We start from the raw sequence: 21,457 nt of genomic DNA on the forward strand, positions 1-21,457 counted from the left end.
CGACAACCAGGGGGCGCAGTGCGCCCCACAGAAAAATCATAGGGTGTGATTTATGGACCGCAATGAAATGGCGCAGCGCATGGCTGCGATGAAACAGCAGCTGAAGGCAGGTATTCAGGTGGTCGCTGCGAACCAGCTGTTCCCGACTCCCACATCACTTGCGAACCACATGGTGCAGCTTGTGTCGCCACAGCCAGACGAGAGCGTGCTGGAGCCGAGCGCGGGCACCGGCCAGATTCTGCGCGCCATCCTGCGTGCGCAGCCCGCGTGCAGGCGCATGTCGGTGGAGATCAATGCTGATCTGGTGAAAGCACTCAGGCGCATCGACCCCGAGGGCGATGTGATACACGCGGACTTCGTCGAATGGGCACCGGCCTATCGCTTCGACTGCATCCTCATGAATCCACCGTTCGAACGCGGCGCGGACATCGTGCATATCCGCCGTGCGCTGTCGATGCTCAAACCGGACGGCCGCATGGCGGCGATCTGTGCAGCGGGTCCACGTCAGGCGGAGCAGCTCGTGTCGCTCGTGCAGGAACGCGGAGGCACGTGGCGGGCGTTGCCGTCTGGCACGTTCAGTGAACAGGGAACCGGTGTGCATACGCTGCTGCTCGCAGTGGGTTGTGACAATCATAGGGTGTGATTTATGGACTCGTTAAACAGGTATATCGAAGCATCAGGACTGTCGAACGCAGAGTTCTACCGCCTGAACGGCACCATGAGCATCGACCGCATCGAGGCGCTGCTCGACCGCGAGGCGGCTGCGCCCGATCTCGGCGGCGTGGCCTGTGACGTGGACGAGGCGAAGGCGGGCTTCCCCGATGAGGACTGTGCCGCCGCACTGATCGAGCGCATGCAGAAGCTGGCGAAGCGCATGCGGGGCGACACCCGCAGGGAACTGCTGGAACTGGTGGCGGAGCTGGAGACGCTGCAGACCTCGCTTGCCAATAGTGCGGAGTATGGGTGCGAGAAACTGAAGTCGGCAATCCAGGCGCTTGAGGCCTGCAACAGAGAAACCCCTATCACGAACGCGCAGAAGGACGCCGCATGAACCGCTACATCGCAATCGACGGCGCTACCCGCTATCGCCGTGTCAGCAGGACCCACGCACGCAAGGCATGGGACGCGGGACAGGACGTGGTGTTCTGCCCGCACAGGCTGTATCCGTTCGGCGGGTGGAGGCCGTCGATGCTTGCGAACCGTTCGGGCTTCGCAAACCGCGCGTTTGATGACGTGGTGCGCGACTTCGAATCGTACAACTGTAACTGCAGTGAAACCGGGTACTACGCGTCGTACTTCGTGCGCGTGGAGCAGGAAATCACAGGGTGTGATTTTTCAGGAGACACACATGAACACAGAGTTTGAAACGAAGGTGCATGAGATCGCTACCGAACTTCAGGGCTCGGTCGAGCGGGGTTCGGCTGTGCCGCCCGAGACAGCGCTGTTCCTGCTCGCGCTGCCGAAGGAGGACGCGGATGCGCATCTTGAGCTGGGTCTGGTCGAGCATGAAAGCGGCCATCTGGTTGCGATCCGCGGCATCTTTCCTTTCCACAGTCTGCACCGGCGTGACATCTGGCCGATGCCGTACGACGAGGTTGGAGACGTGTCGGGCGCGCGTGAATTCCTGATCCTGCTTCCGCCGCTGGCGTCCTCCACCCGCGACATGGTGGAACAGATCCGTCACCTGCTGCTGCCGCTCTATCTGCCCGCACTGGTGATGACACGCGTCGCACTGGCGCAGAAGTCGGCGCGCTCACGCAGTGCCGTTGACCAGATGGTTCAGGCGTGCGGCGTGAAGCCGGTGGCAAGCGATGACCGGCGTTTCGCGGCGCAGATCGGGCCGGACGGCCGGATGCTGGCGTTCGGCACGGTCGGTCGTGAGGGCAGGGTGAAGCTCGCCATTGGCGGGCTGACGGTGGAAGAGGCCATGCGTGTGCTGCGCACGGCGGCTGAAAGCAAGTGACTTGAATGCCACGGGGCGTGTTTTTTTCATTTAAATAATAAGGAATACGAAAAATGAGAATCGAAAAATTCGATAGCTTCATCACGGGTGAAGACGTGAAGAAACGGCTGGTGGAGCTGGACGCAGTGCTCAAGGCGCTTGACGCCGCCGACTGTGACGATGAACGTGATTCGCTGATGCCCGAGTTCACGACGCTCAAGAAACTTGAGTGCGATGTGTGCAATGTACTGGCGCGTGCATGGTCGGGTGAAATCCTGGTGCGGGACACCGCATTTGCGGAATACGTCAGGGCACAGGCCGAGGAACGCTGCGGCACGGGCTGGCCCATGTCGCATGTCAACTGGGAGCGCGCCGCCGATGACGCGCGCGTTGACTGGCTGTCGGTCGAATTCGACGGTGTGACGTATTGGGTGAGGTAATGGACATGTACCCGGGACAGACGTTCGAAGTTGAGGCGATGGGTTTCACGTTCCGTGCACGCATCGAGGCGGACTGTGGCATGGGAGAGCCGTGGAAAGAACACGACGGTCACGGCGTCGTCAGTGACTGGACCACGCGGGACAAGCGTCCCGGCGAAATCGTGCTGGCAAGCGAGCGCCGTTCGCGGCGCTATTACAACGTGCAGGAAACCATGAAGCTTGCGCGGCGTGATGGCTGGGGGCTGGGTGACGATGACAAGGCGTCACTGCTGGAGCGCCTGCGCCGCACCAGGGTTGCGCAGCCCGGAGCGGGTGGGCGCTACATCCTGCAGGAGCTGCCGGGTCCGTGGAAGCCATTGACCCGTGGTGAGATCACGGTGGAGGCGGTACGCCGGGACTTCGAGCAGCTGCGCCGCTGGTGCGACGACCAGTGGCATTGGGTTGGTCTGGTGGTCGAACTGCTGGACGCGGATGGCGATGCGGTCGATGGCGTAAGCGATTCGCTGTGGGGCATGGAGTCGGACGCGGACGATTGCCTGCGGGAGACGGCGCGGGAAATGGCCGGGGGGCTGGCGCAGGGGCTGGTGCGTGAAGCAGCCGAGTGCCTCTACTGGAACCAGCGCGACGTGGAGACGGTATGAGCGATCGTCTGGAAGGCCGCAAGGCGCGCACGGAAAAGCTGGTCGACTACTTCAGGGGCAATGCCGATGAGTTTGCGATGCTCAAGGGTGTGCTGTGTGTTTCGCATGTGATGGAAGACCAGGACTCGACTCGATGGCGGTACTTCTTCGACACACTGCGCATCGCGGAACGGATGGACGAGATAAAGGAAGGGAGGAACGGGTGATGCGCAGAGCCAGGTCATTTCGAAGTGCTGTGCATAGCCACGGCAGGCGCAAGGATGATACCGATCAGAGTCTGAAGGAGAACACCATGTACACGATGACGCTACGCGAGCAGGCGGACGTGCTCGCACGCATTACGGCTACCGCGCCGTACGACTCGTCGCGCAGTGCCGCCATCACGGCTGTGCGCGAGGACCGTGCCACCGCATTGCAGGTGCTGGAGATTCACCGCTGCCTGCAGCGCTGGGCCGAACTTGGCAAGGGCAATGCGCGCGATGAAGCGCGGCGCGCGCTCGCGCAGACGGAGGACGACATGCCGGGAGTACGGTGGTACGAGACGGGGGGCGGAAGCAGGGGGTAGCACAGCAAGTGACTTGCAGATGCGAAGTGCATGAGTTTATCGGGATAGTAGGTCGGATTACTATCGGAATTGTAAACGTCTACAGTGCCTTCACTTTTATTTCGAGGCGTCCATCAAGGCGCCCCGCTTTTTCTTGAGTTCGGTCGTGTGATTTCCCCGCGCGTTCTACGTTCTGTTTTGGTCCGGCCTTTTCATTTGCCGCATTCACATTTCGTCCCGCCCTGACAGACGTGTACGAATTTTCCTGCGCGATTGGGTAAGTTAGCCGAACGTGTTTGTGTCGGCGCAAGAGAGCAACAATTTTAGGAGTTGTCGGATATGCGGCTGTTGCAATCTCACTGAAAGTTGTCGCACCGTTCTTAAAAGCGAAAATTCGAAGGAGAAAAATGAAAGCGCGGAAATTCACTAATAGTTTATCGGGCGGGGTTATTCGCCTCATTGTTGCCACTGGGCTGCTAATGACTGTTGCCCACATTAATGCGGCAACAGAGGATGAATGCTTTAGTCTGTACAGAAAGTCATTAGGAGTACCCGGTACACCAATGTGCGCGGTACAGGTCGCAGGCACCATGCCGGGGACGAACGGACCGGAGGATTCCCATAATGCAATGTATTACTACAATTGCGGGAATACGTCTTATGTGTCGGACTATTGCGGCGGTGCGGGTGGCGGTACGCCGGACGATACCTGCCCCGTGGCAGACCCGGTGTTTCCGGCAAACGGGATTGTCACGCTCTCTGAAGCTGACTTTGCAAGCGGCGACACTTCGCCACTTGTGTTCAGCCGTAGCTATCTTTCGAAGCCGTTCGATAAAGCCCAGACAGCGATGGGGGGCTATTGGGTCAGCAACTGGCAGCGACGGCTTGACCTGACCTCGATCAATGCGAGCGTGCCTAAAATCGCCGCTTATCGGGGTAACGGGCAGCCTCTAATATTCAAGTGGGTCAGTGGAGCGTGGGCTGTGCCGGGAACTTCGGGTCTTTCGTTGACGAAAGCTGGCGACGGATACTTCTACCTGAAAGACGAACGGCTTGGTACGACTGAGGCTTACTCGGATAGCACCGGTCGGCTTTACTCTGAGACGACCCGAACGGGAGTGATCCGCAAGGCTATCTACGACGGCAAGCAGCGCCTGTCATCGATAGCCCAGTGGCCAGTCGATAACGTGACGTCGCAGACTGCGACCTCTATCCGCGTGGAGTATGACAGTAACGACCGTATCGTTATGCTGGTCGATCCTTTGGGAATGCCCACAACCTATGCGTACGACGGAAAGGGCAATCTTGTTTCGGTTACGGCACCATACGACCACATTCGTCAATATCTGTACGAGGACGTCCGCTTTCCGAATGCATTGACCGGCGTCAAGGACGAATCCGGCTCGAGGATCGCAACATGGACCTACGACTCCAGCGGACGTGCAATCTCAGTCACTCATCCTGACACGACACGCAATGTTTCACTAAGTTATGGCTCGAGCGCGACCACGGTCAGCGACATGTCGGGCAACAGCAGCTATTCCTTTACTGTCGGAGACACGTCGCGTCCTGGCTCAATTGTCACACCTGGTGGCACGGTGTCACGTACGTGGGATACGTCAGGGAACTTGAAGCAAAGAGTTAGCCCGGATGGGAATACACAGTACACGTGGGACGGCGCCAACCGACCAACGAAAGCAATTGCAATAGTCGCCGGCAGCAAGACAGTAACGACGATTGAGTACAGTGACAGCAGCTCATTGCGCCCGCATCTGGTCTCCACACCGGGCAAGATCAGGGCGTTCGTCTACGACACAGGAGGCAACGTCACTGGCTACGCAGAGCAGCAGACAACCGACCTGACGGGCGAACAGGGAATGCAGGCGGTTGGGACGGGCTATCAGATGACAGTCGGGGCGCGCTACGATCAGGCCGGCCGTCTCCTGTCTGCCACCGTCATCCGGAATGGCGCGAAGACTGAAGACTGGACCTACACGTATGACGCACATGGCAATATCGCGACGACGCAGGATGCCGTATCAGGTTGGGCAATGCGAACACTCGGTCGTGATGCCGCGAACCGTGCGACACAGATTGCGGGTAACAGTGGCCAGGCAGGCATCGCTTACGACGAGCGTGGTCGCGTAAAGTCTTTTCAGTATAGCGAACCGGCAAGTTCGGTAAATGGTGGACTCGCCCGTGTACTGGCAGTCGATTACCAGTACGCCGCAAATGGCACTGTTTTGTCACATTCAGCGAAGGTCTCAAGTAGCGGCGCGTGGTGGCAGCCGATCAGCGACGCTGAGCTAGGAGTGTGGCTCACCAACTGGGAACTGGGCAATGACCCGGTTGCACCGTCCGCCAGTCTCACAGGGCTGCAGTCGGATACTCCGGCATTCGTACCAGACATCTGCGTCGAGTGCTACATGCGTTGGAAAGCCACGTTGACGGGGAAACTTTTCGGAAGTGAACTGAGCGCTACACTTCCAGCATGGGGCGAGACAACGGAACTGATGCTGAGCGATCAGTCGCAGGTCCCGTATCCTGTGCTTGTGCCGGATCTGACCAGTTCGGCGAAGAGGTCGACGCTTTACAGTTCCCTCTTCGGAACCGGAACCGGAACCGGAAGCGGGGACGGGGGAATAGTAAAGTGCGGCGGTCGAGAAGATCACGAGAGTAAGTGCTACAACCAATTCGAGTACGATCGGGACGTGTGCACTGCGCTCGCCGGCCCGAGGAGCAGGCGTCTGCAAGCGCTGTGCATGGCAAAAGCGTTCACAAGATATCAAGAATGCAGAGGTTATTGATGGCCAAACATCCGCCGTATTCCGTGGTTCTGAGCTACGACGAGAACCTGCAACAGTTAATCGCTTACACAATTGAGCCAAACTTGCTGGCTCCCCTCCTGGCCGGGCGAATGGGGGTGGTGCTGGCTGATGAGGACGATTTCAAGCTTGACGATGAATTCGCGCGACAGCTTGGCGTCGGGATGCTTAACACGATCGCGCTGGGGCAGCCGAGCATCAAGCAATACATGAGCGTTGCGGATGACCCGATCGATCGGTCGTCGGAGGAGTAGTCCGTCTGGGGTTCGGTGCCTCGGCCGAACCACGTCCACTCATTCGGACGGTATGGCTTGCCGGTCGCAGTGACGATAACGACTGCGTGTGAACTTTGTTGCAGCGGGAGGCTGCGCCTTGGCGTCGCCCGCTGGCGTACGATTCAATCTCTCGTCGATCCGTAAAAAAAATGGCGGCCCAGCGTGCCGTTTCTGGCGCTGGACCTGTCTGCAACGTCGTGGGTCGACCCTATCATTACCTCCCATCCACGGGCGGCCTCGGTCGCGCGCCGCGCACGGATAGCGGAGTGGCGACGTGCGCGCTAATTTGTAAAGTGTAAATTTACAGTTTATAATGTATATTAAAATTGGGGTCTGATCGACGCGTCGGGCGCGCGGTTGCAGGCGATTAAGAATGATCAAGTCTTTCAAACACAAAGGTCTGGAGCGCTTCTTCTCGACCGGCTCCAAAGCCGGCATTCAGGCCGCGCACGCATCGAAACTGGGTCGTCTACTGACCGCCCTGAACAGGGCAAAGTCACCGGACGATATGAGCCAGCCTGGCTGGGGACTTCACGAATTGGAGGGAAAACGGAAGGCGTGCTGGTCGGTTCAGGTGAACGGTAACTGGCGACTGACATTCGAGTTTGACGGCGAGGACGCGATTCTTGTCGAATACGAAGATTACCATTAGCATTTTCCATATTCCAACGCCGAAGCATGGCGTCTATTGAGTTCGCATAGTGAAGAAAGCTATGACTGGTATGTCTAATCCGCCGCATCCTGCGGCGATCCTGCGTGAGGATATTCTACCCGCGCTCAATTTGAGCGTTACCGAGGCGGCCAGCCAGCTTGGTGTGTCGCGGGTTATGCTTTCGCGGCTTCTGAATGAGCATGCAGCAATCACCCCTGAAATGGCGTTGCGCATCGAGCAGTGGCTCGGTGTGGAGCGTGGAGGGCGGGCTGACCTTTGGCTGGGGATGCAGCTTGACTACGATCTGTGGCAGGCCCGTAAGCACGCACCCAGGGCGGTCAGGCGGGCACCGGTAGAGGCGTCGGGCCGTCCCGCTGATAATCGTAGGGTGTGATTCATGATCTTGAGTTTCTGGCGGGGCATGAGCGCCTGTTCCTTCATCGTGGATGGGCTTTACCGGTATCTGAAAGAGTAAGAGGGGGAGGAACCTGCGGAGCTGGTTCTTCACTCGGAACATAAGCGTGTGCTGAGCGACGAGTTGCGGGTACGGAGTGCTGGCGTCACGTACAACACGTGCAGCTTCAATAACATACCTGTGGTGGAAGACCCCTGCTGCCGCGTTCCCTGGCTGGTTGCAGCCGACGGCCAGCGCTGGAACCTGTAGCCCTATCATCATGCACCGTGGCGAACGCGCACATCGTTGCCCACGACGCGTACCTCACTGCGGTCCTTACGAAGCGGTCGGCCAGTCGGGGCCACTGTTTTTCGGTAGTCGTCGCTTCAGTCAGCGCGACTCCGTGGCGGAGTAGAAGTCCCACCACGCTTGCGGGCAACCACGGTATTAGACTTGCGTTCAGGCTATCGCATCTCGTGCCGTATCGCGGAGCCTAAGCGGACGGCCACGACGCGCAACTACAACTGAAAATGGCTAGGTACACGATCGTTGTTAGCAGCCGGCATCTCGGCGCATCGCTTTAAGCTGCGCGTAACTGATTGTCTGAAAATGCTGGTGGCCGTTCAACTGTACGATGAGCTTTGAGTCGTCGGGCGGGGTTTCTCCAAACATTTCGTAGTGAAATGCGAGTGTGGTCACGTAGTTGACGGTTGGCACAGTTGAGTGGACTCGCATGTAGCCGCCGGTTTGCACGGCGTTCCAGAATACCTTGTCGCCGACGATGCTTTCAGACGAGTCTTTGACGAGTCATGCTGCGCATGCGGGAAAAGCAGTTCGCGTGAGGAAATAGCAATTGGTGTCGTTGAAATCGACTCCGTTGGATTCCTTGCAGATGCCGAGCATGCGGCCGTCTGTCGCAAAAATTGTCCGAGCTGCCGTGACCACGTGCGCACCCGTTATCTCGGCTATTGTGTGCATCGTTTCGACGTGGTTTGGCTCGTACCAGTTGTCGGCATCGAGAAAGCAGATCGCATCAAACCCATTGGCAGCCGCACAAGCGGCACCTACACCGCGAGGAGTATCACCAAAGTCAGCGTGATTTGGAATCTTGATGTGGACCACGTTGTCCCAGCTATCAACGTCGGCGGCAGGGAATCCATCGGCGACGATAAAGTGAGTGACGTCACCTTGCTGTGCAAGGACGCTTTCGTGGCACCTTCGTAAAACGTGAAGCGGCTCTTTGTAGTACGCGCTAATGACGGCGACTCGCATGAAGAATTTTCGAGGTATCCGTGGAGCGGCAAATTATATATATCGGCCGCCCGCGAAAGACTATCTCAATTACTGGTCATCCGAGGCAGCACAGCGCTCACGCGACCAAGTCGATCTAATGTCTAAAACGACCTCACGGATGTCTTTTTGAGGCGATTAAACAGACGGGTCGGGAGCGCGAACTTAGTTGAGCAACGCCGTAATGCGTCTTTCTGATCCGGTCCACGCCATTCACGGCGGAGTGCTGCCGTCACACAGGTTTAGCCGCAATGGTGACCGGACACTTCCTGGGGGAACGCGTGCGTCGTTACCCGCACTGCGTGCACCGCAGCATCGACAGTTCACCTGTTCGTACTTTAAACAAGGCACGTGCCTTGTAAGTCCTCACGAGGGACCGCTGTTAGCTTGAATCTCAAACGAGACAGATGTCTAATATGTAGGGCAGTCCCTCTGCGGGGGGACGAAGGTTTTCCCGCACCGCAGCGTGTGGGGAAACGTGGGGGAATGGATGTTTGAGGGCGCGAGGGGAAAGAAATTTTCCCCACACGTCGCCCGGAAAGCCTTGTGCAGCGTGGCTGTTTATCACAGGGTGTGATTTGTCCACAGATTTGCGAACAATTTCTGTTGATAACTTTGCGCGCGGGACACCGCGGCCAAATGAACACTTTCAACCAGATGGCGAGAGGATGCTGAACCGGCAGTTTGTCGCGGAGAGCACTTGACCACATCGCCGCCCGGTCGTGGCTCAACTGGACTTTCTTTCATCACGTCAGCAAGGGACGCGTTACACCGGCACGCACTTGGATCGAAGTCCTTGAGCAGCGACCCACAGAAATGTCCGCGCGACAGCGCTAGTACCCGCAACCGTATCGCGTGAACCTTCCGGGCGAATCCGGTCGCCCGTTTCTGTCTGCCAGTCACTTGTCTCTGAGGACTATCCAGCTCCCTCAGCAACCCCCGTCGTATCTGCGCGTTCCAAGCATGGCTGCCTTGGCCCGCCTCGTGCGATTTTTTTTGCGCTGACTGGACAGAATATCGCTGGGTGTGATTTCCGGGGCACTGCATGAACCTTTGGGACAACCTGGATTGCCCTTTCCATAGTTGAAAAATTCTGCGTGGCGCACTCCACTCACCTAGCACGGAATTGTCCTCGCATACCTCAAAAAAAGTTACCCAAATTTCTGCTTTTCCATTGAGCGTTTTCCTGGTTATGCGAAGTACCTATCTATTTTTTTGTTTTGACCAGATTTTACAGTCGTCTTATATACGCCTCATAAAAGTCACTTTGATAATGGAGAACGTGAATTTTTGAACGGGGGCGGCGTATGAAGTCATGCGGAAGCCGGTTGTATCAGGTCAGTCCAGGGAGGGGCCATGTATAGCCCCAGCCAGTCACGCACCTTGAGCGTGTCGTGCGAGGCGTTCCCGATTGATCGCGGTGTGCCGGTCCTGTCTCCCGTGCGGCTACGGGGTACGGAGGCGCTCGGCAAGCTGTACAGATACACGCTGGACATGGCGACAACGTACACGCCGGGGCTTTCCCAGTACAACACCAGATTTCAGATCGTCCCCGCCAGGCTGGTCGGCAAGGAAATCACCATCTCGATCGAGTTTGACGGGAAGGGAACATTCATTCCGGGGATGCCCGGCGATAGCGGCGCCGGAAATGTCGGAGCGGGCGTCAGGACGATTACGGGGATCATCGCCAGAGTCGAGATGACCGGTGTCGATGATCGCCACACGTACTACCGCCTTGTCGTGCGTCCCGCCCTGTGGCTGACCACAAAGACCTCGCGCAGTCGCATATTCCAGAACAGGAGCGTGCTGGATATCACGCTGGACGTGCTGCGCGATTACCCGATCCTGTTTGATGTGAAGGTGTCCGCTCACGGACTGAAAAACGGCTATCCGGAACGCGACTTCGTCCGCCAGATGTGGGAGTCTGACTTCCATTTCCTGACCAGGCTTTGGCGAGAATGGGGCATTTATTACTTTGAGGATAACAACAGGCTGGTGCTATGCGATGGACCCGGTGTCCACGAGCCGCACAGGAATGCCTATGACTCGATCCGTTATCACGCGCCCGACGGTGCGCGTATCGACGAGGAACATATCCACAAGCTGAAGGCGTCACGCAGGATCACGGCGGCCAGGGTGACTGTTGTCGATTACGACTATACGCGTGGAGCGCAGAAGTTCGTCGAGGAACATGATGCGTTCGGAGAACTGCACAAGGCCGAGGAACGCCACTGGGGCGACTACTCGCAGCCCCTTGCCGGCGCAACGGGTCTGTCGGGCCAGCCGAACAACTATCTGGAGGAAGCACACTATCTCGCGGGCGTGCGCGCTCATGCGCTTTACTCGCGCAACGAACGTCTCAGGGGGCGGGGCAACCTGCTCGGCCTGAAGACGGGCAGGACGTTCTTTCTCACGGATCACCCGGAGTCAGATGTGAATGCCGAGTACCTGGTGGTGTCGACCACGCTCGATATCCGCAACGTGAGCGAGACGACGATATCGGGCAGAACATCGGCCAGAACGCCGGGCGCAGACCAGTACCAGTGCGTGACCGACTTCGTGCTGCAGTCGCCGAACCGGTTCTTCAGGAACAGGCCGAAGAAGAAGCCCCGCTGTTACGCCGAGACAGCCGTGGTGGTCGGTCCCAAGGACCAGACGACCTGGGTCGATGCGTACGGCCGGGTCAAGATCTGCTACCTGTGGGACGTGGACAGGCCGAAGGACGAGAACGCGAGCTGCTGGGTACGCGTGTCCTCGCCGTGGCAGGGCAATTCGTTCGGCTCGATCTACGTGCCCCGCATCGGCCAGGAAGTGACGATCAACTACCACGAGGGCGACCCCGACAAGCCCTATATTGCCGACCGCATGGTCAACCGGTTCAGGCAGCCACCGTGGTTACTGCCAGCCAACTACGCACTGAGCGGCACGCGGACGCAGGAACTGAAAGGGTTTCAGGCTAACCAGATCGTCGCCGACGACACGCCCGGCAAACTTCAGGTTCAGGTCAGCAGCGACCATGCGCAGTCACGGCTGGTGCTCGGCTACAACACGCGCATCGACGGCAACAAGGGGCGCAAGGAAGCGCGAGGTGAAGGCTGGGAACTGGCGACAGACGCATGGGGCGTGCTGCGCGCCGGCCAGGGCATGCTCATCAGCACCGAAACGCGCGCGGGTGCAACGGCTCCCGTCAAGGACATGGGCGAGACGGTGCAGCGGCTCACACAGGCGCGCGAACTGCATGAGGATATGGCGGAGGTTGCACGGCAGCACAACGCCCAGCAGGACGGCGCTGACCAGCGCGACGCCATTGGCGAGATCAAGGCGCAGAACGATGCCATCCGTGGCAGCGCGATAACGGACGGCAATCCATTCCCGGAACTGGCGCGGCCCGACATGGTGCTCGCGAGCGCGGGGGGGATCGGTATGACGGCGGCGCAGAGCACCCATCTTGCAAGCAGCTATGACCTCGCGGTCACGACCGGGCGAGACGTGAGCATTGCATCGGGCCGTTCGCTGTTCGCTGCCGTGCGTGGTGCCGTTTCGCTGTTCGCGTATCAGCTCGGCGTGAGGCTGATCGCGGCAAAGGGCAAGGTCGAGATTCAGGCGCAAAGTGACCAGATAGCGCTCACTGCATTAAAAGACGTGACGATCACCAGCACGGATGGACGGGTCGTCATCACGGCGGCGAAAGAAGTGTGGATCGGCGCGGGTGGCTCGTATATCCAGATCAACGGCAGCGGGATCATCAATGCGTCGCCGGGGCCGATCCTGGAAAAGACCGCATCCTGGGACGTTCCAGGCCCCGATGCCCGCATGCCCGTTTTCGCTCCGTTCGGTTCCGGCACGCCGACTGACGGGTACACCCATTCACTCTGACCACTTCGCGATCGGGTTTCATGATTATCAGCCCACCTTTTCTTTCAGCAGCGCACCCGCAGCAGAATGACGCGATGACCACGGCGGACGCGGGCAACACGGTCGTGCCCGATAGCGACGTGTGTACTTCCAACATGCTGGAATGCGCGCCAGGCAACGGTGCCTATCCGGTCAGCTTCAACCTCGGCTGGCATGGCGGTGTACATCTGAAGGCACCCACAGACGGTACGCAGCCTGCCTCGGTGCGCGCCATTGCAGACGGCAAGATCGTCTATGTGCGCCGCACTGACACGACTCACAAGGCGACGCTCCAGTATCGCAACGTCCGCACGGATGATGGCTGCGTGGTCATCCGGCACGACACGGAAATCGGCGAAGGCGATCACGCGAAGATTACCTACTACTCGGTATACATGCACATGCAGCAGGTGCTTACGTCCGTTGCGGTGGGCAAGAAAATATACCGCAAGGACCTTATCGGCACCCCTGGCCAGATTTTACGGGCAGTTTCCGCAGATCCATTTCGAAATCGTCTGTGACGAGGCAAATCTGAGGAAGATGATCGGGCGCGCCCCTGGATCGCTGGGCAACAGTCCCGCGCGCACGGACGCGGTCTACGGCGACGTGTGGTTCTTCGTTCCTCGCGGCACAAAGCTCTTTGCGAATGAGCCTCACCCGTATCGTGAGGACGATAGCTTTCCGGCTATTGCGACGCTGCATCCCCAGGCGCCTCTCGTTCCGGCTGGAACCAGTCGCGATCTGGTTATCCGCATGCATTACGAGAAGGACTGCACGCTGACGACCTACCAGCAGAATATGGATTTGAGCTGGTCCGTTAGCGGCGCAATGCCTGCGGAAAGCGAGGCAGAATACAACCTGTTCTCGCGGGCAACCGCCCTCAGTCGGCGCTATACGGACAGCAGCCTGGCGAGCATCACCGCTGGGATCGCGGTGCCTTCACCGAGTGCCATCTTCGAGATGATCCGCTTCGGGCGTTGCATCGACGACCAGCTCGCGAGCGGTGCGCGCTTCAATCACTGGCGCAAGGTAAACACGCCGGACGGCGACGGCTGGATCAACCTGTCGAAGGCCGGAGTGCGCGTGTATAGCGATGCCGATTTCCCCGAATGGGCCGGCTGGAGTTTCGTCAATGACGATCCGACGCCCGACAGCCTGTGCGATTCACCAACGGTAAGGCACTGGCTGGACGTCAATCATTCCGGACATGTGAGCCATGCTGACGCCGTGGGGGCATTGGGCGTTGATGCGATCCGGCAGCGCCTCGCGCGTGCCGTGTGCAAGTTCCCTTCCGAGTGGAGCCGAAGCGGCCTGGAGGCACGCTATCACTGGCTCAAGAGTCCGCATGAGGCATTGTCCAGTCCGTTGTCGGAAGCCGATTTCGGCAAGCTGATGGACCATGCGCGTGATCTGGCTTTCTGGGAGGACATTAGCGATCCCGATCTGCCCCATGCCAATGAGGTTTGGCATTTTCCGCCAGTCGTCTTTATCAGACACATGCGAACTTGCAATTGGCTAGGTGTGGCAGAACTGGCCCAATGTCTGCCGCGTCGTTCGTTGACTGGACAGATTAGCTGGAACGAGGCGCACCAGCGGGCCACCGTGCATTACAAATCGATCAATATGCTCCGTCGCAAGTATCTTGGCGAAAGTACGCCGCGACTAGTGCATTTCCTCGCGCAAGCCTACATTGAGACAGGTATCCTGAGTCTGATAAACGAGGGAGGCACTGGCCACGAGAGACCATATGGCCCGTTCTACGGACGAGGCTACCTCCAGCTTACCTGGCCGAGTAACTACGATGAATATGGAGCCTTCAGACTGCTGCCGAATATCAGTGGGTCGACTTATTCGGACTCGCGGATCACCGCTACGAGTACACATGAATGGTCAACCGGCGCCCCTCCCCGGCGTTGGTTCCCACGCTACGATCCAGCCCGAATAGCGTCCAATCTAACTGATGCCGCAGATTCTTCTGGCATGTTTTGGGTTTCCAAACATTTTCGAGGGAAGACCAATATTAACCGTGCCGCAGACCTTGGTGTGGGGCCAGCGATTGTCGGCTTTATTAGCTGGCTTATCAATGGCGGAGCTGCGGGATACGCAAATCGCCAGCAATTCGCGGCATTGCTCCGCCGCGTCCTGGCGGACGATACCAGTAATGTCCATGAGGAGACCATTTGCTATCCACCGTTAACCCCTCCAGGCCAGCCAGAGCTATGTCACACTTTTCCCCCTGAGACGGTCGCGGCAACTTCAACCTTCCATGTTAACTATGTTCCGCAAATTCCTTAGCATCGCCGTGATTGCAATCGGGTCCAACGTGATTGCCGCCGAAGTGGTGGTACTTCCGCAAGCGTGGCACGACTCTCACTACGCTTCATGCTATTCGTCGTTGAAGGCGGGAATGTCTGACACCTATGGCATCAGTTTTGAAGAAGATAAAAATATCTTGCAAATTCCTCGACATATGGGATTACGTTACTTTGTAATTGCAAGCGATACGACTTCCGGAACCAACTCCCAAAAAACGGTTTTCGAGCGACGTAGCTCGACTAATTGGTGTGTAGTTCTAGCCTCACCGCCTGTTGCAGCCTTGGTTCCCGGTCCTGTGTCGGCGACGTTGCGGCGGCCATTGACGTGGACGTCTGTCACGCAAGCTCCCCCCGGCTTCCCGGAGATGAAAGTTTTGTACAAGTGGAACTCCAAAGATCTGATCTACGTACCAGCAAATTGCTACAAAGGGAATGACGGACGCTGGAAGTCGTTCAACTGCAATGAAGCATATCAATAGTCGTTTGACTCACGGTCAAACGACTAAGGACTAGGTCACGAAAAAGGTAAAAATTGTTTTGGGCAATATGTCTGTCGTTGACCAAGGCAAAGGTGGAAAGAGATTTGAACCAGAACGGATATCAGCTTACCATCGCCGATTGCCCGAAAGGAGGTGCCTGCTCCTGTCGGATTCCTGTGTCCTTCAAGGTAGACCTGATGACCGAAGACCCTGATAACCGCGCCCATACCAGTATTAACCTTCACATTAAATCGGAGCGCGCAGATTCGGCCAACTGATCCGAAAAGGTGACGTACATATCCCCACAGACTGGCCGCGAGATTGAAATCGCGGTCCATCATGTTGAAACCCACGAAGTCGGGCATCTGCTGAGTTTTCCAGACGAATATTACTGGGACGGGGGTGCGGTTCACAAACAATACATCAAGTCTGATCGAACCGTCGATGTACCACTGGCATAGAACAATCCGAACAAACAGACATGGCAGGGTGAAACTAACAGAACCGCAAGGGTTAAGGAAAGTAGTAGACACGGTGCGGGTTGAGCGGGGTTACGTGGATTTCTACCACTCGCTTAAATACCTTCGGCCCTTCTACGATGCAGGCTCAAAAACTGCCAAGTTGGACGTCAAGCCGACGATTGCCCCCAAGAATGGAGGGTTTTTGGTCACACTGGCTTTCCAGAATTCCGGAAAGGAGGAGATTGCGTTTAGCAGTCCGTCTGTATGGGAGGGGCGTTATAACCCAATAGCCAGCAGATCGTGGGCCGTTGTGTCTGGTGTTCGCGACGACAATATCAAAGTACACAACAAAAGCCTGGAGTTCGACACTGGATTTATCGGTGCGTCAGCGCTACTCAATCACGGCGATTTCTCAGGCGAAGTCCTACGTCTTCAACCCGGCCAAACCCGCTATGCACAATATATGGTTTTCCCGAGCAATCTCTTCAAAAAAGGCCGCTACCTGATTGCAGTGAGCGTCGCTATTCAGCAGGTATCGGAGCCGCAGGCATTAAATGGTTATGTCGAGTTCGCTGGCCAAAAGAACTATGTGGAGTTCGCACACGACTACCCAACGACGCCGGAAGAAATCACAGCGTTTGACGCACACCAGCGCGCGGAGGATCAATGATCGACCTTATCCGGCTCGGTGACACCACCGACCACGGCGGCGAAGTCATCACCGCTTCGCAAACCATGCGCTACGCCGGACGGCGCGTGGCCCGCGTGGGCGATCTCGTGAAGTGCCCGCTGCATCCCGAAGTCCAGCCTAATATGATCCTCGAAGGCGACAGGAAAATCACGGATCGCGGCACGCCCGTCGCGCGGCAGGGGCATCATGCCACGTGCGGGTGCAGCCTGATTTCGAGTCTTGTCTGATGCCTTGCTTCGATGCTGGAGAGTCGCTGCCGGAAATGGAAATCACAGGGTGTGGTTCATGACCTTGAGTTTCCTGCCGGACATGAGCGCCGGTGCCTTCATCGTGGATGGGCTCGACCGGTAGCGGGAAATACAAACAAAGAAAACTCGCGTATCGGGCCTTCTCCGCTTAAATAGCCAAGCAGTCCTGCCGCGTTGCCCTACACACTCCTCCCCCTCAACGCCCAATTGAACACCCGCCGCGTATCCAAAACCGGCTGCATCAACCGATCGAACAACTGCGCGACCGTGCCATCCAATTGCGCAAGTGCCGATGCCTGGTTCACGTCGAAATCGACGGCGGGCACGACCGGCACATGCTGATCTGACCGACCACGCGCAGCACCCGCCGCCGCATCGCCATAACGCGCAATCAACGAATCAAGCCGCGCCACGATCGACGCGACATGAGCCGCACCCACTTCCGCCGCATTCAGCGCCGTCTCATCCTCCAACCCACCGCGTCGCGCAAACCCACTCAACACGCGCGCCCAATGCAGGCAACACAGCAACGCACCAGTCGCCAACTCGACGTCCGGATTCCACACCACCACCCGCTGCGTCTGCAGCGGCCGCAGCGCGATCCGCAGATCGTGCCAACCGCGATCGAGCGTACGCATCGCGGCAACTGCATCATCCGCTCGCGCACCCGACCCAGCCAAACGCACCACCTCCCGCAACGCGCCCAACACCGTGCCTAGTCTCGCCTCGACGTGCCGCGTCGCTGCAAGCGGCATCATCAGAATCGCGACGGCGAACGACACGAGACAACCCACCAGCACTTCTTGGATCCGCAACTCGACCAGCGGCCCCATCGCGAACCCCAGTTCGCCATAGACCAACCCGACGAGCACGGTGATGAAAAACACCCCCGGCGCATACGCGCTCAGGATGTAGTAAGCCCAGCCGAACACGCACAGCGCCATCGCGGCCACCAGCAACACCGGCGAGTCGTGCAGCGGCGCGACCAGCAACACGCTGACGAGCGCGCCGGCCAACGTCCCCACGAGGCGCTGCGCGCCGCGATACACCGTATCGGCGCGCGACCGCGTGCCGAGAAACACGACGAACGTCGTGATGACCGCCCAGAACCAACGCTCCGGCGAAAGCGAGTGGCCGATCAGCATCGCGAGCAACGCAGCGGTCGTGGCGCGTGTGGCGGGAAGCCAGCAGAGCTTGCTGCGCAAGTCGGCAAAGCGCTGCGCCGCAGTCAGCGCAACCGCACCGCTCGCCGGCGCAGACGAAGCGCGTCGCGTGTCGCCTCGATGCGCAATCTCCCCGAGCCGCGCAATCGCGTGACGCAATACATCGGCACTCGCCTTGACGCCGCCATCCGCGGGTCCTGATGCAAACGCATGCTGCCCGGCCGCCACTTCCACTTCGACGATCCGTTCACGAATCGTTTCAGCATCCGACGGATTCAGCAGCGCCAAGTGTTCTTCGAGTGAGAGTGCGGCTTCGTTCAACGCGGAGAGATGCGCGGCGGCAGCCGGAGCGTGAAGCACACGCGACGCGCGCAGCGTCACCGTATGAACGGCGAGTCGAAAGCTCGCCGCCGTCCGCATCGGCACGATCACGCGGCCTACCAGCGCAACCATCAACGGGGCGAACGCAGACAGCAGGAGCGACTGCGCGAGATGCGTCGTCGAAGGATGTAGATACAGGCCGAGGTAAAAGCACACCACGCCCAGCATCGCGCAACCCAATGCACGCGACCCGCACGCCTGGCACAGCATGCCGGCGAACATCACGACGAGGAAGCCCGCATCGCCGGCCAGCGGATAACGGCACAGTAAGCTCGCCGTAGCGAAGCACACGCAAGCGCAGAGATACAGGTAGAAGAGCGTGCTGAACCAGGCGGTCCGCCGCGTCTCGCGCACGAACAGCGGCGCGACCATCGCAAACAGAATGCCGGGCGCGGCGAGCGTGATGGGCTGACCCTGGAAGACGGTCCACGCGATGCTGACCACGCCGGTCAGCAGGCAGGCGAGCGCAACGCGCAGCGCGGTATGGAGACGCACGAGTCCCGGGTCCGCAACTAGCAGGCGGTCGGTGACGCGCGAAAACGCAGCAGCAATCATGATCGATGATATCCAGGCTAAATGGCCGCCACCGGCTTTTGGCCGATTGCGACAGGGCGGGCACGTGGCCCCGCCACCTTCGTATCGTCGAACTGGGCCGCCATGCCGGGATCACCGGCTGAAAGCCCCATCCGACGATGGGCGATAACACGCGAACAGACACGCCGAATGCGCTGCAAAGGGTGGCGCAGCGCATCCAGCGGGTTCGGGTTTTCCCGGATGATACCGGGTCAAAATTGCGATTGTCGAATTTTTGCCGCAGCGCAGCAGCAGGCGGCGCAGTAGCGCACGTCAAGCCGAGCTAAGTCAAACCTCAGGCCGCGTCGTGGAAAATCACGCCGAGCGTGTGCCGTTGGCCGGAGCGCAAGCGGCTCACACCATGCCGCAGATTCACGCGGTAAGGGCCGCGCGTTCCCTGAACCGGCCGATGATGGACCGCGAACACCACCGCATCGCCCTTGCCGAGCGGCACCACTTCCGTACGCGATTGCATGCGCGGACGTTGCTCGGTCATCACGAATTCGCCGCCGGTGAAATCCGCGCCGGGCTCGGACAATAGAATCGCGACCTGCAGCGGGAACACGTGTTCGCCGTAGAGATCCTGATGCAGGCAGTTGTAGTCGTCGGTGGCGTATTGAAGCATCAGCGGCGTGGGGCGCGTCTGCCCGGCCGCGTGACAACGCTCGATAAACTCCGCGTGCGCCGCCGGATAGCGGACATCGATACCCATCACCTCATTCCAGCGATTCGCCACGGGTGCGAGACACGGATAAAGCGCGGTGCGCAAGTCGCCGATCAACGACGGCAGCGGATACGCAAAATACTTGTATTCGCCGCGGCCGAAACCGTGCCGCGCCATCACGACGCGGCTACGAAACAGCGCATCGCACGGATAAAGCGCGGTCAGCGCGTCGCATTCCTCTGAGCTGAACAGATTGCGCAGCATCGCGCAGCCATACGCGTTCAAGCCTTCTTCGACATCGAACCAGTCGATCGCGCCGACGCGCTGCGCAAGCGAGCGGTGCGCTGGCGCCTCAGCGTCTTTCACGTCCGGCTTCCGTCCCGTACCGGGTTTCAAGTCGAGCTCCAATGCCAGCGAGTGGGACTGCGTACCCTTCGCAACCGTATCCATAAGCCATCTCCATCAAGCAATCACCAGAACGATGATTGAGTGTAAGCACGCGCGCCATGCCGCGCACTCCGACTCTTGCTTTTCAATTCCGTGCTGTTCACGGCCGGCGCCTCGGCAACGAGCGCATCATGTTCAGAGCGATCCGGCGGCAGCGCCCGCCACACGGCGGCCCCGCGAGCCTTAAGCAAATCCAAACGCCCGCTTCGAAAATGCAAACTTCGCGGGATGTGCCGCGTCGTTCATAGTAGGACCCTATTAAACCCAATGCGCGTATCCGGAGACTGTGCCCATGTCTGCTTCCCCGCAGAAACTCGACGACTGGCTTGACAAGGAGGAGGTCGCCAAAGACGACATCACCGCCTTTCCCCTGAAGGCGATGGCCGCCACGCTCGATCGCGAGGAAAACGGCGACAGCGTGCCGCCGCTTTGGCACTGGCTGTACTTTCTGCCGGTTGCGCCGATGTCCGAAGTCGGCCCGGACGGCCATCCGAAGCGCGGCGGTTTTCTGCCGCCCGTGCCGCTGCCGCGTCGCATGTGGGCCGGCGGCCGGTTGACCTTTCACGCGCCGCTCAAGGTGGGCGAGCATGCCACGCGCACTTCGACGATCGCCAATATCGAAGACAAGACCGGCCGGTCCGGCCGTCTCGTGTTCGTCACGGTGCAGCACACCATCGAAGCCGGTGGCGAACTGAAGCTCGAAGAAGAGCACGACATCGTCTATCGCGACGCGCCGCAGGAAGGCGCGCGGCCCCCGCAGCCGCAACTCGCGCCGGAAGGCGAAACCTGGCGCCGCGCGATCGACGCCGACGCTGTCATGCTGTTCCGCTACTCGGCGCTGACCTTCAACGGCCACCGTATCCACTACGACTATCCTTACGTCACGGAAGTCGAAGGCTATCCAGGCCTGATCGTTCACGGTCCGTTGATTGCAACGCTGCTGGTCGACCTGGTGCGCCGCGAACAACCGGACGCCACGCTGCAAAGTTTCGCCTTCAAGGCAGTGCGTCCGACCTTCGCAGGCCAGCCTTTCACGGTGTGCGGCAAGCCTTCCGCCGACGGCAAGCTCATCGAGCTATGGGCCAAAGACCACGAAGGCTATCTGACCATGCGCGCCACGGCGGCCATTGCCTGAGCT

The 21,457-nt window shown here is 59.1% G+C and carries 23 protein-coding genes; 19 read left to right on the forward strand and 4 right to left on the reverse strand.

Annotated features, from left to right (window positions below):
* The first annotated feature begins 67 nt into the window (after positions 1 to 67).
* From ACQKRQ_RS34305 to ACQKRQ_RS34360, 12 genes are all read left to right on the forward strand, one after another.
* Positions 68 to 643 (forward strand): methyltransferase, encoded by a 576-nt coding sequence (locus ACQKRQ_RS34305; protein WP_427481901.1) that lies wholly within the window; start codon positions 68 to 70, stop codon positions 641 to 643.
* Between the two features lie 3 nt (positions 644 to 646).
* Complete coding sequence (locus ACQKRQ_RS34310) at positions 647 to 1,051, forward strand: hypothetical protein (protein WP_427481902.1); 405 nt, start codon at positions 647 to 649, stop codon at positions 1,049 to 1,051.
* Positions 1,048 to 1,365, forward strand: a complete 318-nt coding sequence (locus ACQKRQ_RS34315) for a hypothetical protein (protein ID WP_427481904.1) — start codon at positions 1,048 to 1,050, stop codon at positions 1,363 to 1,365. Before ACQKRQ_RS34310 ends, ACQKRQ_RS34315 begins: the two co-directional genes overlap by 4 nt.
* A complete protein-coding gene (locus ACQKRQ_RS34320) occupies positions 1,349 to 1,963 on the forward strand; it encodes a hypothetical protein (RefSeq protein ID WP_427481905.1) in 615 nt (204 codons plus the stop codon). The genes ACQKRQ_RS34315 and ACQKRQ_RS34320 overlap by 17 nt, the downstream gene beginning before the upstream one ends.
* A gap of 53 nt (positions 1,964 to 2,016) precedes the next feature.
* Positions 2,017 to 2,382 carry a hypothetical protein gene (locus ACQKRQ_RS34325; RefSeq protein WP_427481907.1) on the forward strand — a complete coding sequence of 122 codons (366 nt, stop codon included), beginning with the start codon at positions 2,017 to 2,019 and terminating at the stop codon, positions 2,380 to 2,382.
* Positions 2,382 to 3,023, forward strand: a complete 642-nt coding sequence (locus tag ACQKRQ_RS34330; protein ID WP_427481909.1) for a hypothetical protein — start codon at positions 2,382 to 2,384, stop codon at positions 3,021 to 3,023. Before ACQKRQ_RS34325 ends, ACQKRQ_RS34330 begins: the two co-directional genes overlap by 1 nt.
* On the forward strand, positions 3,020 to 3,229 hold the full coding sequence (locus tag ACQKRQ_RS34335) for a hypothetical protein (RefSeq protein ID WP_427481911.1): 210 nt from the start codon (positions 3,020 to 3,022) through the stop codon (positions 3,227 to 3,229). Before ACQKRQ_RS34330 ends, ACQKRQ_RS34335 begins: the two co-directional genes overlap by 4 nt.
* An 86-nt stretch (positions 3,230 to 3,315) precedes the next feature.
* Positions 3,316 to 3,588, forward strand: coding sequence for a hypothetical protein (locus ACQKRQ_RS34340; protein WP_427481913.1), 273 nt, complete (start codon positions 3,316 to 3,318; stop codon positions 3,586 to 3,588).
* Positions 3,589 to 3,974: 386 nt separating this feature from the next.
* Positions 3,975 to 6,374, forward strand: coding sequence for a DUF6531 domain-containing protein (locus ACQKRQ_RS34345; protein ID WP_427481915.1), 2,400 nt, complete (start codon positions 3,975 to 3,977; stop codon positions 6,372 to 6,374).
* Positions 6,374 to 6,646, forward strand: a complete 273-nt coding sequence (locus ACQKRQ_RS34350; protein ID WP_427481917.1) for a hypothetical protein — start codon at positions 6,374 to 6,376, stop codon at positions 6,644 to 6,646. Before ACQKRQ_RS34345 ends, ACQKRQ_RS34350 begins: the two co-directional genes overlap by 1 nt.
* Positions 6,647 to 7,040: 394 nt before the next feature.
* Positions 7,041 to 7,319, forward strand: coding sequence for a type II toxin-antitoxin system RelE/ParE family toxin (locus tag ACQKRQ_RS34355; RefSeq protein ID WP_427481919.1), 279 nt, complete (start codon positions 7,041 to 7,043; stop codon positions 7,317 to 7,319).
* Positions 7,320 to 7,380: 61 nt separating this feature from the next.
* A complete protein-coding gene (locus ACQKRQ_RS34360) occupies positions 7,381 to 7,713 on the forward strand; it encodes a HigA family addiction module antitoxin (protein WP_427481921.1) in 333 nt (110 codons plus the stop codon).
* An 807-nt stretch (positions 7,714 to 8,520) separates the two neighbouring features.
* On the opposite strand, the gene ACQKRQ_RS34365 is transcribed toward ACQKRQ_RS34360, so the two are convergent.
* Positions 8,521 to 8,985 carry a glycosyltransferase gene (locus ACQKRQ_RS34365; protein WP_427481923.1) on the reverse strand — a complete coding sequence of 155 codons (465 nt, stop codon included), beginning with the start codon at positions 8,983 to 8,985 and terminating at the stop codon, positions 8,521 to 8,523.
* 1,407 nt (positions 8,986 to 10,392) lie between these two features.
* Here ACQKRQ_RS34365 and ACQKRQ_RS34370 point away from each other — a divergent pair.
* The 4 genes from ACQKRQ_RS34370 to ACQKRQ_RS34385 all read left to right on the forward strand — a co-directional run bounded on the left by ACQKRQ_RS34370 (position 10,393) and on the right by ACQKRQ_RS34385 (position 15,691).
* The gene (locus tag ACQKRQ_RS34370; protein ID WP_427481925.1) at positions 10,393 to 12,879 is read left to right on the forward strand and encodes a type VI secretion system Vgr family protein; all 2,487 of its coding nucleotides are present in this window, start codon (positions 10,393 to 10,395) and stop codon (positions 12,877 to 12,879) included.
* Between the two features lie 20 nt (positions 12,880 to 12,899).
* Positions 12,900 to 13,418, forward strand: a complete 519-nt coding sequence (locus ACQKRQ_RS34375; protein ID WP_427481926.1) for a M23 family metallopeptidase — start codon at positions 12,900 to 12,902, stop codon at positions 13,416 to 13,418.
* A 19-nt stretch (positions 13,419 to 13,437) separates the two neighbouring features.
* Entirely contained in the window at positions 13,438 to 15,192 is a 1,755-nt protein-coding gene (locus ACQKRQ_RS34380) for a hypothetical protein (protein WP_427481927.1), read from the forward strand.
* A gap of 112 nt (positions 15,193 to 15,304) precedes the next feature.
* Entirely contained in the window at positions 15,305 to 15,691 is a 387-nt protein-coding gene (locus ACQKRQ_RS34385; RefSeq protein WP_427481928.1) for a hypothetical protein, read from the forward strand.
* A 35-nt stretch (positions 15,692 to 15,726) separates the two neighbouring features.
* On the opposite strand, the gene ACQKRQ_RS34390 is transcribed toward ACQKRQ_RS34385, so the two are convergent.
* Positions 15,727 to 16,056 (reverse strand): hypothetical protein, encoded by a 330-nt coding sequence (locus ACQKRQ_RS34390; protein ID WP_427481930.1) that lies wholly within the window; start codon positions 16,054 to 16,056, stop codon positions 15,727 to 15,729.
* 190 nt (positions 16,057 to 16,246) lie between these two features.
* On the opposite strand from ACQKRQ_RS34390, the gene ACQKRQ_RS34395 reads away from it, so the two are divergent.
* Together ACQKRQ_RS34395 and ACQKRQ_RS34400 are read left to right on the forward strand one after the other, a co-directional pair.
* Positions 16,247 to 16,822, forward strand: a complete 576-nt coding sequence (locus tag ACQKRQ_RS34395; RefSeq protein WP_427481932.1) for a hypothetical protein — start codon at positions 16,247 to 16,249, stop codon at positions 16,820 to 16,822.
* Positions 16,819 to 17,070: a PAAR domain-containing protein gene (locus ACQKRQ_RS34400; protein WP_427481934.1), complete on the forward strand. Its 252-nt coding sequence runs from the start codon at positions 16,819 to 16,821 to the stop codon at positions 17,068 to 17,070. The genes ACQKRQ_RS34395 and ACQKRQ_RS34400 overlap by 4 nt, the downstream gene beginning before the upstream one ends.
* Before the next feature lie 200 nt (positions 17,071 to 17,270).
* Here ACQKRQ_RS34400 and ACQKRQ_RS34405 read toward each other — a convergent pair whose 3' ends face one another.
* On the reverse strand, positions 17,271 to 19,190 hold the full coding sequence (locus ACQKRQ_RS34405; RefSeq protein WP_427481936.1) for an FUSC family protein: 1,920 nt from the start codon (positions 19,188 to 19,190) through the stop codon (positions 17,271 to 17,273).
* Between the two features lie 313 nt (positions 19,191 to 19,503).
* The gene (locus tag ACQKRQ_RS34410) at positions 19,504 to 20,322 is read right to left on the reverse strand and encodes a 2OG-Fe(II) oxygenase (protein WP_427481938.1); all 819 of its coding nucleotides are present in this window, start codon (positions 20,320 to 20,322) and stop codon (positions 19,504 to 19,506) included.
* A gap of 289 nt (positions 20,323 to 20,611) precedes the next feature.
* Between ACQKRQ_RS34410 and ACQKRQ_RS34415 the strand changes: the two genes are divergently transcribed.
* Positions 20,612 to 21,454 carry an FAS1-like dehydratase domain-containing protein gene (locus ACQKRQ_RS34415; RefSeq protein ID WP_427481939.1) on the forward strand — a complete coding sequence of 281 codons (843 nt, stop codon included), beginning with the start codon at positions 20,612 to 20,614 and terminating at the stop codon, positions 21,452 to 21,454.
* Positions 21,455 to 21,457: the final 3 nt, after the last annotated feature.

The sequence above is a fragment of the Paraburkholderia sp. NPDC080076 genome (assembly GCF_050281145.1).
Classification (GTDB): Bacteria; Pseudomonadota; Gammaproteobacteria; order Burkholderiales; family Burkholderiaceae; genus Paraburkholderia.

Bases quoted from the DNA above. Each gene is read 5' to 3' on its own strand.
- ACQKRQ_RS34305 (WP_427481901.1), top strand. From the start codon at position 68: ATGGCGCAGCGCATGGCTGCGATGAAACAGCAGCTGAAGGCAGGTATT.
- ACQKRQ_RS34310 (WP_427481902.1), top strand. From the start codon at position 647: ATGGACTCGTTAAACAGGTATATCGAAGCATCAGGACTGTCGAACGCA.
- ACQKRQ_RS34315 (WP_427481904.1), top strand. From the start codon at position 1,048: ATGAACCGCTACATCGCAATCGACGGCGCTACCCGCTATCGCCGTGTC.
- ACQKRQ_RS34320 (WP_427481905.1), top strand. From the start codon at position 1,349: ATGAACACAGAGTTTGAAACGAAGGTGCATGAGATCGCTACCGAACTT.
- ACQKRQ_RS34325 (WP_427481907.1), top strand. From the start codon at position 2,017: ATGAGAATCGAAAAATTCGATAGCTTCATCACGGGTGAAGACGTGAAG.
- ACQKRQ_RS34330 (WP_427481909.1), top strand. From the start codon at position 2,382: ATGGACATGTACCCGGGACAGACGTTCGAAGTTGAGGCGATGGGTTTC.
- ACQKRQ_RS34335 (WP_427481911.1), top strand. From the start codon at position 3,020: ATGAGCGATCGTCTGGAAGGCCGCAAGGCGCGCACGGAAAAGCTGGTC.
- ACQKRQ_RS34340 (WP_427481913.1), top strand. From the start codon at position 3,316: ATGTACACGATGACGCTACGCGAGCAGGCGGACGTGCTCGCACGCATT.
- ACQKRQ_RS34345 (WP_427481915.1), top strand. From the start codon at position 3,975: ATGAAAGCGCGGAAATTCACTAATAGTTTATCGGGCGGGGTTATTCGC.
- ACQKRQ_RS34350 (WP_427481917.1), top strand. From the start codon at position 6,374: ATGGCCAAACATCCGCCGTATTCCGTGGTTCTGAGCTACGACGAGAAC.
- ACQKRQ_RS34355 (WP_427481919.1), top strand. From the start codon at position 7,041: ATGATCAAGTCTTTCAAACACAAAGGTCTGGAGCGCTTCTTCTCGACC.
- ACQKRQ_RS34360 (WP_427481921.1), top strand. From the start codon at position 7,381: ATGACTGGTATGTCTAATCCGCCGCATCCTGCGGCGATCCTGCGTGAG.
- ACQKRQ_RS34365 (WP_427481923.1), bottom strand. From the start codon at position 8,985: ATGCGAGTCGCCGTCATTAGCGCGTACTACAAAGAGCCGCTTCACGTT.
- ACQKRQ_RS34375 (WP_427481926.1), top strand. From the start codon at position 12,900: ATGATTATCAGCCCACCTTTTCTTTCAGCAGCGCACCCGCAGCAGAAT.
- ACQKRQ_RS34380 (WP_427481927.1), top strand. From the start codon at position 13,438: ATGATCGGGCGCGCCCCTGGATCGCTGGGCAACAGTCCCGCGCGCACG.
- ACQKRQ_RS34385 (WP_427481928.1), top strand. From the start codon at position 15,305: ATGTCTGACACCTATGGCATCAGTTTTGAAGAAGATAAAAATATCTTG.
- ACQKRQ_RS34390 (WP_427481930.1), bottom strand. From the start codon at position 16,056: ATGCCCGACTTCGTGGGTTTCAACATGATGGACCGCGATTTCAATCTC.
- ACQKRQ_RS34400 (WP_427481934.1), top strand. From the start codon at position 16,819: ATGATCGACCTTATCCGGCTCGGTGACACCACCGACCACGGCGGCGAA.
- ACQKRQ_RS34405 (WP_427481936.1), bottom strand. From the start codon at position 19,190: ATGATTGCTGCTGCGTTTTCGCGCGTCACCGACCGCCTGCTAGTTGCG.
- ACQKRQ_RS34410 (WP_427481938.1), bottom strand. From the start codon at position 20,322: ATGGATACGGTTGCGAAGGGTACGCAGTCCCACTCGCTGGCATTGGAG.
- ACQKRQ_RS34415 (WP_427481939.1), top strand. From the start codon at position 20,612: ATGTCTGCTTCCCCGCAGAAACTCGACGACTGGCTTGACAAGGAGGAG.